This window comes from Halotia branconii CENA392, from assembly GCF_029953635.1.
Lineage (GTDB): Bacteria > Cyanobacteriota > Cyanobacteriia > Cyanobacteriales > Nostocaceae > Halotia > Halotia branconii.
This window is the reverse complement of record NZ_CP124543.1, coordinates 1,332,671-1,345,005: the sequence shown is the minus strand read 5'-3', so window position 1 is coordinate 1,345,005 and position 12,335 is coordinate 1,332,671. Positions and strand designations below refer to the sequence as shown.

11 protein-coding genes and 1 CRISPR repeat array are annotated in these 12,335 nt (G+C 39.7%); of the genes, 3 read left to right on the top strand and 8 right to left on the bottom strand.

Annotated features, from left to right (window positions below; genetic code table 11):
* Positions 1–30: 30 nt before the first annotated feature.
* A CRISPR array of direct repeats spans positions 31–1,164; the repeat unit is 37 nt; unit sequence CTTTCAAATAAATGAAACCCGTTCGCGGGATTGAAAC.
* A 190-nt stretch (positions 1,165–1,354) separates the two neighbouring features.
* The 3 genes from QI031_RS06100 to QI031_RS06090 form a co-directional block, all read right to left on the bottom strand.
* Positions 1,355–1,669, bottom strand: a complete 315-nt coding sequence (locus QI031_RS06100; protein ID WP_281484307.1) for a hypothetical protein — start codon at positions 1,667–1,669, stop codon at positions 1,355–1,357.
* 51 nt (positions 1,670–1,720) lie between these two features.
* Positions 1,721–1,948: a hypothetical protein gene (locus QI031_RS06095; RefSeq protein ID WP_281484306.1), complete on the bottom strand. Its 228-nt coding sequence runs from the start codon at positions 1,946–1,948 to the stop codon at positions 1,721–1,723.
* Between the two features lie 82 nt (positions 1,949–2,030).
* A complete protein-coding gene (locus QI031_RS06090; protein ID WP_281484305.1) occupies positions 2,031–2,228 on the bottom strand; it encodes a hypothetical protein in 198 nt (65 codons plus the stop codon).
* A 458-nt stretch (positions 2,229–2,686) separates the two neighbouring features.
* Here QI031_RS06090 and QI031_RS06085 point away from each other — a divergent pair.
* A protein-coding gene (locus QI031_RS06085) for an ISAzo13 family transposase (protein ID WP_425526025.1) occupies positions 2,687–3,912 on the top strand; the annotation gives its coding sequence in 2 pieces (ribosomal slippage) (positions 2,687–3,170 and positions 3,170–3,912; 1,227 coding nt in all).
* A 270-nt stretch (positions 3,913–4,182) separates the two neighbouring features.
* Here QI031_RS06085 and QI031_RS06080 read toward each other — a convergent pair.
* From QI031_RS06080 to QI031_RS06065, 4 genes are all read right to left on the bottom strand, one after another.
* A complete protein-coding gene (locus QI031_RS06080) occupies positions 4,183–5,520 on the bottom strand; it encodes an IS701 family transposase (RefSeq protein ID WP_281481473.1) in 1,338 nt (445 codons plus the stop codon).
* A gap of 40 nt (positions 5,521–5,560) precedes the next feature.
* Positions 5,561–6,043 carry a Uma2 family endonuclease gene (locus QI031_RS06075; protein ID WP_281484304.1) on the bottom strand — a complete coding sequence of 161 codons (483 nt, stop codon included), beginning with the start codon at positions 6,041–6,043 and terminating at the stop codon, positions 5,561–5,563.
* Positions 6,044–6,227: 184 nt separating this feature from the next.
* On the bottom strand, positions 6,228–8,216 hold the full coding sequence (locus QI031_RS06070; RefSeq protein ID WP_281484303.1) for an ArnT family glycosyltransferase: 1,989 nt from the start codon (positions 8,214–8,216) through the stop codon (positions 6,228–6,230).
* Positions 8,217–8,310: 94 nt separating this feature from the next.
* On the bottom strand, positions 8,311–8,916 hold the full coding sequence (locus tag QI031_RS06065) for a hypothetical protein (RefSeq protein WP_281484302.1): 606 nt from the start codon (positions 8,914–8,916) through the stop codon (positions 8,311–8,313).
* A 600-nt stretch (positions 8,917–9,516) separates the two neighbouring features.
* On the opposite strand from QI031_RS06065, the gene QI031_RS06060 reads away from it, so the two are divergent.
* Both QI031_RS06060 and QI031_RS06055 read left to right on the top strand, forming a co-directional pair.
* Positions 9,517–9,849, top strand: coding sequence for a DUF565 domain-containing protein (locus QI031_RS06060; RefSeq protein ID WP_281484301.1), 333 nt, complete (start codon positions 9,517–9,519; stop codon positions 9,847–9,849).
* A 26-nt stretch (positions 9,850–9,875) separates the two neighbouring features.
* Complete coding sequence (locus tag QI031_RS06055) at positions 9,876–10,922, top strand: glycerate kinase (protein ID WP_281484300.1); 1,047 nt, start codon at positions 9,876–9,878, stop codon at positions 10,920–10,922.
* A gap of 68 nt (positions 10,923–10,990) precedes the next feature.
* Here the strand turns inward: QI031_RS06055 and QI031_RS06050 are convergent, their stop codons facing one another.
* On the bottom strand, positions 10,991–12,247 hold the full coding sequence (locus QI031_RS06050; protein WP_281484299.1) for an HhoA/HhoB/HtrA family serine endopeptidase: 1,257 nt from the start codon (positions 12,245–12,247) through the stop codon (positions 10,991–10,993).
* Positions 12,248–12,335 lie beyond the last annotated feature (88 nt).

Here is a 12,335-nt window from a genome sequence, read left to right as displayed (position 1 = left end):
TAGCTTTGTAATTAGCTTCTGGCTGGCGGGCTTTCAAATAAATGAAACCCGTTCGCGGGATTGAAACACACGACAGTTTGAATATTTCCAACAAGTTTGGGACTTTCAAATAAATGAAACCCGTTCGCGGGATTGAAACTAGGACATATAGTTATATAAACCATTTTGACACTGTAACTTTCAAATAAATGAAACCCGTTCGCGGGATTGAAACCAAACCATTGACTTGCTAGAAGCCATTGACGGTAAGCTTTCAAATAAATGAAACCCGTTCGCGGGATTGAAACATGATGATGTAAATTGGGATGATTTAGATACTCAACTTTCAAATAAATGAAACCCGTTCGCGGGATTGAAACATGTGTTCTTTCTCCATAGCGAATCTCAAACCTGACTTTCAAATAAATGAAACCCGTTCGCGGGATTGAAACTTCAATCATGTCTAATAAATGCTACGAACTCCTTTACCTTTCAAATAAATGAAACCCGTTCGCGGGATTGAAACAGGAATTACGCCTTACGACAATGCGCGCTGCCCGCAAACTTTCAAATAAATGAAACCCGTTCGCGGGATTGAAACACTGCAATATCATTAGAAAGTTGAAAAGCATTATGCTTTCAAATAAATGAAACCCGTTCGCGGGATTGAAACAACCTGATTAAAGAATTTGAAGGCTGCCAACTTTGTCTTTCAAATAAATGAAACCCGTTCGCGGGATTGAAACGTCTTTTAAGGCCAAAAGTATTACGGCTGACTCTGCTTTCAAATAAATGAAACCCGTTCGCGGGATTGAAACCGGGATTGTCTATTAATCACACAACTATTTCTATCCCTGGCTTTCAAATAAATGAAACCCGTTCGCGGGATTGAAACAAATAGGAATAGTTTACATGGGTAATATAAATGGGCTTTCAAATAAATGAAACCCGTTCGCGGGATTGAAACTAGTTACATCCGATAAATACTTGCATTCCAGCCCTAGCTTTCAAATAAATGAAACCCGTTCGCGGGATTGAAACATCGCAGATGTCGAGCGTCAGGTAAAAGCTGCGGGAACTTTCAAATAAATGAAACCCGTTCGCGGGATTGAAACTGGCCGCGGCCTTAATTGCGATCGCTTCTCTGACTTTCAAATAAATGAAACCCGTTCGCGGGATTGAAACTCATCCAGACAACAGTAGTTTTGACCAGTTACTATAAACTTTCAAATAAATTTTGCCCCTGCGGGTTCGACAGTCCAACGCTAGTCGCTCCTGGGGAAGACCCTCATGACCGCGCTAGCTCCTCTTTGTTGGAACAACTTTCTGCGGGCTGCCTCACCAAGTGGAGCGACTGCCCTTTAGATAGCGTTCATCATTGCATGGGGTCTTCGCGCCCAATACCGAGCGATCGCAATTTCGTTTTCACTCCCTCCGTCCCTGTTCCGCAATAATAAAATCGCTTATGTCGCAGGTTGGCCAGATAATAGCCACTTTTGCCGCCATTGATACGGAATAACTCAATACCGATTTGCTCATCAGTAATTCCGTAAAGCAGTTTAAAGTCTCTGAGATCAACGCTGAACGGAAGCTCTTTGTGGATTAGCCGGACGGTTTTGAGAAACCATTCTCCAGTACGGCGCTCGAAAATTCGGTAATAGTCTGGAAGAAAAACTGTGGTGTCTGACATAATTGAAGAAAGTCCCCAGGTTTCTGGGGACGTAACACTAAATCACTGGTTCTACTCTGATTCTGACTCGCTATTAGAATCAAAGTCGTCGAACCTCATTTCAGAGGGAAGTTCTTCAAGAAACCTACGCTCATTCCCTTTGATATCTGACTCTACCCATCCAATGGGTTCGGTCTGGTCTTCATCTGAAACTAAATAAGCCTCTTCGTAAAACCGGATATCTTCAGGGTTTGGGGCTGGTTCTTGGTTCCCATTCCCGCTTTTGCCGGATTGTGTCATAGACCTCCTTTTGTTTTCAATGGTTCAGTGTGGAAGTTGTTGGTCTTCCACTCTTTTAGTATAACCATTTTTGCAATAAGCGTCAACCACTTTTGGCGGGTGTTTTGGTAACAACCAGAATGATTTCGCCAGACGCGATCGCATCCAAAAGCTGTCCGGTAGAGCCTTCATTGTTGTATGTATAACCAAGATTTAGCGCAACTTGCTTGAGTTTTTCTGTTGTTTTTGGGGCGACTCTTGCGTGTAAACTCTCACGGTTTAACTTCTTTCTTCCTGCCATAAATGTAAACCAGATATACGAACTTATTGTATAATAGTGGTATACACTTTCAAGATAACATGCGAAACTTTCAAATAAATGAAACCCTTTCGCCGGAAAGTCGCTCTAGATAACAGTTAGCTCTTTTTACTTGGGGGAAAGTTCAGTTTAGTAAATCGCAGAGACGGCACATCAATTTCGCCTACTTAGTACTCGTTCTGCACTCAAATCCAATTCTGGGAAAGTAAAAGATATAATATGTTCTTCTCCTCGAAATGTGACAGCATTATAGAATCCTTCTACTAAGCTACATATTGTTACTAACTCTTGAATAGGGGACTTCCAAGGAATAAAATGACCAATTATAATAATGATAATCATTCTAAGGGGGGAAGGAGAAGCAGCCGCAGGCTGCTTCTCCTTCCCCCCTATTCGTAGTAAATTCAATTTGGAGGGAATTTTGTGGGTGGACAGGAGTGTTGCTCGAATTAACTGATTCAGTCAAAAAAGTATTCAAGGAAACAGCAAACCAACTCAAAGGTGCAGCAAGGCGGCGTTTTCAAGCACAAATTGTCATGGAATTAGGTTACGGAGGACAATTACTGGCTCAAAAAGAATTGGGCTGGGATAGAAATACTATTCGTAAAGGAATTAAAGAACTAACCAGTGGGATTAGTTGTATAGATAATTATTCAGCTAGGGGTAGATGGAAAGTAGAAGAGCATTTACCAAACCTGTTAGAAGATATCAAAAAATTAGTTGATTTCCAAAGCCAAACAGATCCAAGTTTTAAAAGCCAAAGGCTGTATACACGCCTAACTGCTAGTCAGGTCAGAAAGCTATTAATTGATAAATTTGGTTATACGGATGAACAGTTACCTACTGAAGAAACAATGAGAGTTAAATTGAATGATTTAGGTTATAGACTCAAGCGAGTAGCAAAAGTTTTACCTCAAAAAAAATTCCAGAAACAGACGCAATCTTTGAACAATTAGCAATAGTTAATCAATCCGCCCTGGATGATCCAAGTATCTTACGTCTCAGTCTGGATGCCAAAGCCCGTGTAGATATTGGCTACTTTGACAGAGGAGGTAAAAACCGAGTTGTCACAGAAACAGAAGACCATAATTTTCATCCAAAAACTACCGTAACTCCTTACGGCATCTTCCTTCCAGAATTAGACGAACTATTTTTATACTTTACAGAGTCTAATGTAACGAGTGATTTTATTGTAGACGTTCTAGAAGATTTTTGGAAGAGTGAGAGTTGGCGATTTTCCTCAATAAAAACCCTGATTATTAACCAGGATAATGGGACAGATAATAATTCTAGACGTACCCAGTTTATGAAACGTATCGTTGAGTTTGTTCATGAATATCAACTGAATATACGTTTAGCCTACTATCCACCCTATCACAGCAAATATAATCCCATCGAGCGAGTATGGGGGATATTAGAAAATTCTTGGAATGGCAGTATTTTAGATGAAGTTGCAACCGCTTTAAAATTTGCTCAAAACATGACGTGGAAAGGTAAGAATCCTGTGGTTAAGTTAGTGACTCAAACTTATGAAACTGGGGTTACTCTTACTAAGGAGGCTATGTCTGCTGTTGAAAAACAAATAGAAAGACTCACTAACTCGGAACATGAAAAATTTCCCGATTTAGGCAAATGGTTTGTTGATATTTGTTGTGGCAGCACTTAATTTTCACTCTTCAGTTTTTAAATCTAAAAACATGAATATTAATTATGATATTGCACTGAAATTATTTACAGAGTGCAGATGCAGACTTTTCCTTCTGTGTTTGAGGGGGTAAGAGGTGGTTGCCGACGGCAACCACCTCTTACCCTTTCAGAATGATTATCATTATCTCTTAAAGATTAACTTATGATTTTTGCTGATTAATTTATTTCTTGGAAGTCCCTAGCCCTCTTCTGTCACTTTCCGAAATAAGCAAGTAGTAAATAACTGAAATTATCCAGAAGAGAAAAAAGGTTTAAATTGGTTCATTGTACAAATTAGGTGATTAAATCCAAGCAATAAATCGGAATTGGGAAAAACATCTAGCCAGGGATAAATCAACCAAAATAATAAGAGAGGTTGAACAATTAAGCGAAGATTATTTAAAGTATTCTTCCATCCATAATCATGATTCCATTGTTTATGATTAGAAAAATCTACACAATCAATACAAACACTGTTTTGTACCTCTGTTTCAATTTGAGGAGCTTGATTTAAGGATAAGAAAGGTGGAGAACTTAAACTAATCATTGTGTAGACACAAAAAATAATCTCCCACCATCTCTGAATATGTTGGAAATTTGTAAACCTGTAATCTGTCCAGCCCAGTTCCTGTTTACACTGCCGAAAACCATATTCAACCCAGGTTCTTAATCCATATAAGTCGCCTAAAATCTTCTTCAAGTTACCTTGAAGATTTGTCATCACGAAAGAAGTAGAATTTTCCGGCATGGTTTCTGGGTCAGTAGTTATTTCCCAATAAGTTATGGTTCTTTTTTTTCCATAAATTATTTCTCGAATATATCTAGTCTCTGATTTTTGATTGCTAAATGTTCTTTTAAATTTACACCACTTATTCGCTCTAACGCTCTGGTTGGCTGGTAGCCAGACTCCGTGATTATTTCTTATTGCCACAACATAAGCTAATTCATATTCATTCAATTTTCTGATGAATTCGCTACTCTCACCATATAAACTATCCGCCAGTACCAACTCAATATTAAAGCCTTCACTAATTAATTCTGTAATAATTTCTGACGCTAATTCTATTTTAGTTTTATATTTATCTCCTTCTTTTAAAGTCCCCTTTGGTTTGAATACTTTGAAACTTAAGGGAAATGTTATATTGTCATAAACTCCATAAGCATTGACTGTCACTATTCCATTATCTATTTTTCCTACGCTCCCTAAATATTGTCTAGCCACATAATCTGTCTTTTTACCTTTTTTCCTGTCTCCTGTTTCATCTATTACTACGGTTATCGCCTGATCGTTTAACGCTCTCTTTAATTTATTTAATCTTCGGCTCTTTAATTTCTTTACTGACCAATCTGAATAGGCTATAAAATGATGTAATGACTGAGCAGAGTTTATACTTACTACTTTAGCTATTTCTGGTAACGATTTTCTTTTTATCGTTGATATTATCCCCAAATGTAAATATTTAAAGCATTCATAATTTCTTACCTCTTTGAACAGGTCTTTATACTCTGCACAATATTCATCTATGAGCGCAACTGTTGGGTGGGCATCTCTCGACAAATGTTTCAGGATTTGTAATTCTACATCCATTGCTCTGCTTACCTGAAGAGAGTTTTTTCTTTTAATTCTTTTATTTAGAATACCCGGAAAGTGACAGAAGAGGGCTAGGATCAACAATCCAGTATTCGGGAATTTCCAGGACAGCATACTCAGAACGCTTGCTGCGGTAATCTGTGGTTTGAGTAGATTCGCTGACGACTTCCACTACTAGTATAGGGGGAGGTTCATTGAGTTCGATGACTGCTTCCCGGTTGGAGAGTGCTTCCCACTGTTGTGTTGGTAAAACTACTACGTCTGGAACCCGCGAAGTGTCCCAGCGTCCCTTGCGTGGTGAACGAATCCCCACAGAAAACTTTTGTGCAGTCCAATCTCTTCCTATTTTGGCACTTTCATCATCGAAGGTTCGTTCTAAAAACTTGGAGATGCCGCCGTGCTTGCCAGTGCCAAGACTCATCGCGATTAATTCTCCATCCACCAATTCGTATTGAGTATCGCTGCCATCATCATACTGAAGATACTCTGCAAAAGTAAGTTTCTTGGTTGCTGCGGTCATAGCGATCGCACTCCTCATCGATGATTCAATACAGCTATTGTATATAGCAGGGAACAGGGAACAGGGAAAAGCTTGAAAGTTTCTTGTTGCAAAGATTTTATGATTAGTTGATGTCTTAATTTGTCTTTTAGCTGCTATATCTGATGACTAATGACGTTAACGACCTTACAAGTAGTTGTGCAATTTAAGAAATGTTTGATTTTTTTTGTTTCATTTTTTTAAAATTGATTCGATTTAACTGATAAGCACCTTTAGTCGCTAAATTTTCGTAACCATCTGGCTGCAAGTCCATTTTGACAAAGTTTCTCTGTTCAGCCAGTACTAATAACGAATTAGGCTGTTCTTGTTGGGCAACTTGGTTTTGAATATGCTTGACAGCATCTTTTGTCAGCTTGATAAAATTGACGTGTTTATGAGAGTAAAAAACTACAGTTGGTTTTTTGAACCCAACCATAAGTAGTTCTTCGTTTGGTTTTTGTACTTGTACTACAGCCGCAGATAACTGTCTCAAAGGTAGCTGACGCTCTTGATCCATCAAAAACATAGCTGGCATTAAAACAATAATCAAAAATGCCACAAATGCCAGCAAATTCACACCAACCACAGAGTACCAACGGCGACTAATAATTAAAAATGCAATGATAACGGCACTCAAAAGCAAAATCCAGCCACCTAGTCCGGGTAAACCAGAGTTTTCAATTTGGAGGCGGAAATTAGGCGCAGCTTGATCACTACCTAATAACTGAGATAAGTGAAACATTCCTACTGCGAGTGCGGATAAAAACACGACATTTATCCAACCACTCCAAAAAAAAGCAGCAGAGGAGGTAACAGAAAATGAAGGGAATGATCTTGCTTCATTTTTACTTGAGAAAAAGTCGCTCCATAACAGGGCTACTAAAATAGCGGCTGCTGGCATTAAAGGCAAAACATAACTAGGAAGTTTAGTAACAGCAATACTGAAAAAGCCAAAAACACTCAAAAACCAGATGCAGACAAATAAGCCCAATTGCCCAGCACGTTCTTGAGTGCGCCAAAGCGATCGCTGCCAAAACTTTAACCGAAACATTGCCAAAGGCAAGTAAACTGAGTATGGTGCAAAACCCAGCAACACTACCAAAAAGTAAAAGTACCAGGGAGCTGAGTGACCATTAACTACTTCTGTAAAGCGTTCCAGGTTGTGATAACCAAAGAAGGAGTTAATAAAACTCCAGCCATTGCGCCAAATCACTAACAAATACCACGGAGCTGATAAACCTACAACAATCAGCATCCCTACAAAAAAGCGCATTTCCCGTAATACTTCTCGCAACTTGCCCACATATAGCAGAAAAGCAAAAACAATTAACCCAGGTAAAACAATTCCTACAGGGCCTTTGGTTAAAATTGCCCCAGCAATTAATACATAAAAAGCTAAATACCACTTACTAGGAAGTAAAGATTGACTAGTTATTACCTGCTCCCTGCCCTCTGCTCCCTGCTCCCTGCCCCCTGCCCCCTGCCCCCGGTCACTGAGCGTAGCCGAAGTGCTGCCCCCTGCTCCCTGCTCCCTGCCCCCGGTCGCTGAGCGTAGCCGAAGTGCTGCCCCCTGCTCCTCCTTCCCTGCATATCCCAAAAAAAAGCATAACAAGGCTGATGCCATACACCCAGTCAGTAGCATATCTGAGACACCAGTTCTGCCCCAGACAACCATCTCAGGATTTAATGCCAGTACCGCAGCTGCTACAGCAGCCGTTAAATAGCGACGAGTCGGGCGTAAAACCTGCTCTAATTCGTCTTTTTTTGCCAAATGCCATTGTAAAGTGTAAAAAGTCAAGCTAATAACTGCTAGTGCAGCGATCGCTGAAGGCAGCCTTACTGCCCACTCATTCACTCCAATAATTGCATAGGCGATCGCTTGAAACCAGTAAATTAAAATAGGTTTATCGAAACGAGTTTCACCATTGAAAAAAGGAGTAATCCAGTCACCTGTGACCAACATTTGACGAGAAGCTTCGGCAAATAGCGGCTCGGTTTCATCAATCAAGCCAATACTGCCCAAATTCCACCAATAAGCCACCCAATTAATCAGTATCAACCACAAAATTGACACAGTTACAGCAAGAGACGGACGCGCCACTATCTTTTTGAACCACTGGTCAATAATTGCGGGAATACTCAATTTCATCCTCATTTCGTTATCTGTCAATAAGTCATATAGTCAACAGTCATTAATCATTAGTCGTTGACTACCTACATTTTGTTCTTTATTCCTGCTTTTTAAGCAATTACTGACTAAGTACCAATTGCCATTCTTGGTTTTGAGAGTTCCAAATAGGTAAAGAAGTTTCTCCAACAACGTAAGGACCCCAATAGCGTCGAGAACCGTCCTGTGCGAAAGCCACTAATATATCTCCCTTCTCTAACTTTAAGTTTCCATTAGGCAAAGAAAGAATCAACCCCTTGTTACTACCTTCGCTAGGAGCAAAATCCCAATGTGCTGGAACATCATAGTTATTTTTTTTACTATTAGAGCCTTTGACTGGTGATTCTCTGGCCAATAGTGCCAGCCGCACAGGCTGATCTGTTTGATTACTCATCCGCAAACTCCCCTGCTGTTTAGCATTGTCAGCCGCACCCTGACGAGATGCCAATACAGGGGTAGTTTTACTAGTACTTGGGGGATTAGTAATACTAGCAGAAATACTTGTTTGCGATGCAACTTCGGATGCCGGATTTGTTCTTGGTTGACTTGTATCATCTGATACTGTCAAAGTTTTGTCTGGATTCGCGGACTCAAAAGACACAGTCATTCCCAAGCAACCTGCTAGTAAACCCAGTAGCCCCAATATACAAGTTGTAATAGCAGCGTTACGATACACCGAAGATTTCATAATTGATAATTATTAGAAATAAATATTTGTCTAGTCTTGACCAAATGGTAGCCTATTATTCAAAAGTGGCAATTGTGGAAAGTTGCTCACTTAACCTACTTTAGAGTCTGTATAATTATGGAGTGTAATGTATCATAAATATCATTTTTTTTATAAACTATGGGCATGAATGATTACCTGATTTCTCAACTATAAAAAAGACTCTATCCTTATTTATTCGTGGCTTTTTGTCAACATCAGTTCAGATTAAAGTTAAAATTTGATACATAAATAGTAGATTGACTCGTAGAAACACAAACAGAAATTTTTGGGGTTCGCGTAATGTGAGTAACAAAGTGACTTTTGTCAAACTCTCAAATTTAGCTGCTGGAATTTTTTTATATTTCTTAACAATACTCGCTTTTTTGTAGATAATATCGTCATACTATAAGAAACTATGACAAAAAATACACCTAACGATAGAGGATACTAATTTTAAAATAAAAAGAAACAGGGAACGGGCAACAGGCAACAGAAAAGCCAAGCCGCCCATAAGGGGAAGCCAGTCTCGAATATCAATATATTTCATCAAATCTTGACTTTTCACTATCAGTCTCATTGATGCAAAACACTCGTCTTAATAATTTATTTGAGTCCATTGCTAGAAGCTTAGGGCAATGGTTTTTGAATCCTTGGCGGAGACTATCGCTACTGATAATTTGTTTTTTGTTTGGCTTTTTTTTAGGAACAGCGATCGCTACTATAGCTGGACAAAGAGGTACGATAGATATTATGATCGCTGGTCTTTTAGTAGGGCTGACGGAGATTGCTAGCAGGATATTTTATAGTCGTAGCTTTATGGCTAGACAAGCGCTTTGGGTAGAATCGATAAATCTTCTCAAAGTGGGTTTTATTTATAGCATGTTTGTCGAAGCCTTTAAACTGGGTTCATAATGTCTGCGGCAAAGGAGATTAAATAAATGAATTTGTGGCTAAGTGAAATTTTGACAATGGATGTCATAGATACAACTTGGCTACAGCAAGCACGATCAGCAATGTTGGCAGATCAACTAAGGGCAAAAGCTTTTGGCATCACACTAAAAAACATTGATGCAGTCATACAGAAGCGATCGCATTTACTCAAATCCATCTGGCCAGCTTTTCGCCAATTTTGTCAAACTAGCCTTTTAATGCCACCACAGGACATGTTAACTGTGTTGTGGGATTTATGGCTACCATTAGCTATAAAAATAGCATCACATCGCCAAAAATTAGGCCGTCCTATAGTTCAGGGGATTTTAGGAGGACAAGGTACAGGCAAAACTACAATGTCTCAAGTGCTGAACTTGATTCTTCAGCAGTTAGGATACCGTACCTTAAGTTTATCTTTGGATGACTTGTATAAAACGTACAGCGATCGCCTAACTTTAACACAGCAAAATCCGCGTTTAATTTGGCGGGGGCCACCAGGAACTCACGATATAGACTTAGGTTTAAATGTACTAAATCAGATTCGCCAACGCCAAAGTCCTGTAATTGTTCCGCGCTTTGATAAATCTGCTTATAATGGTGCAGGCGATCGCACTACTCCAGAAATCATTGCAGATATAGATATTGTGTTGTTTGAAGGTTGGTTTGTGGGTGTTAGACCAATTGATCCTGAAGTGTTTAATAGTGCGCCACCACCAATTATTACAGATGAAGATCGGGTCTTTGCTCGTGATCTCAATCAGCAGTTAAATAATTATCTGCCACTGTGGGAACGATTAGATAACTTAATTTTGCTTTATCCCACTGATTATCGTTGTTCTTTGGCATGGCGCAAACAGGCAGAACAACAAATGATTACTGCTGGTAAATCGGGAATGACGGAATCACAAGTTGAGGAATTTGTCAATTATTTTTGGCGATCGCTTCACCCAGAATTATTTATCAAGCCATTAGTCAAATCTTCATCGGCCATCGATTTGGTGATTGAGGTTAATGCCGATCATACTTTTGGTGCAGTTTATAGCAATCTTATTTAATTTTGAACAACAAGATCCCCGACTTCTTTAAGAAGTCGGGGATCTGAGCCTCTTAGAAGTCTTTAAAATCAGCCTTCACGTTGCATTGGTAAAGGTGCAGGGGTAACTACAATGGGAGCAACTTGCCCATTTCGATTTACTTGAATTTGTAGAGGACTACCGATTTTGCTACTTTCTACCAGCTTTTGTACTTCTTCAATTGTTGTTACAGGTTGATTATTAATACTTTGAATTACATCACCAGAGCGCAGTCCAGCGAGTGATGCGGGGGAACGAGGAACAATATCAATTAATAAAACACCTTTGTCTGCTGCTACACTAAGGCGATCGCCTCCTCTATCATTAAGTCTTTCTTTAATTTCTGGCGTTAGTGTCACCATTTGAATGCCTAAATAAGGATGATCAACCTTGCCCTTACTGATTAATTCCTGAGCAATTCTTTGTACCGTGTTGATAGGAATAGCAAAACCTAAACCCTGAGCGCCTCTAATAATCGCTGTGTTCATGCCAATTACCTGACCACGATCATTCAGTAATGGCCCGCCGGAGTTACCTGGATTAATTGCTGCGTCAGTTTGCAGATAGTCAACGCGTTTGTCACTAGCACCAATATCACTACCAGAGCGACCTGTAGCGCTGATAATCCCAGAAGTGACGGTATTATTTAACCCTAAAGGATTACCAATGGCGATTACCGCTTCTCCTGGCTGCAAAGCATCGGAGTTGCCCAAAGCTAAGATTGGCAAATTATTAGCATTAATTTTAATCGCAGCTACATCTGTAACAGGATCTTCACCCAGTACTTTACCGTCAAAAGTTCTGCCATCTTTTAGGGTAACGGTTACAGTATCAGCACCATCTACCACATGAGAATTAGTTAAAATTCGACCTGAAGAATCAATAATAAATCCAGAGCCGCTACCCCGTTCAACCCGTTGTCTAGGTTCTGATGGAATTGTATTACCAAAAAATCGCCGGAAAAATGGATCGTTAAATTCATCTGGTACGCGAGAAGTGACTGTTCTAGAAGAATCAATCCGAACTACTGCACCTCCGATTTTTTGTACTACTTTGACTACAAAATTAGGATCTCCCGACGATGAAATAATTGGTGGAGGAGCAATTATTGGATTAGTATTATTTGTCTGTTGTCCTGGAACCTGAGACAAAGAATCATTCTTAGCAGGTAAAAGCGAGCAGCTCCCTAGGGACAATGCTGCTACCCCACCCAATAGCATTAATATAATATTGGTTGATCCTCTCCTGTGGGTAAAACCCCAGGTATCATTGTCTTGGCCTTCCAAGTCATGTTCTGTTGTCTTCATGTGTGTTTGCTTCTCCGTGCTGAACAAGTGGGTGGTAGGATCTATCGCCTACCAAATATGTCCCAGGTTTAGGGCTAATGAATGATAA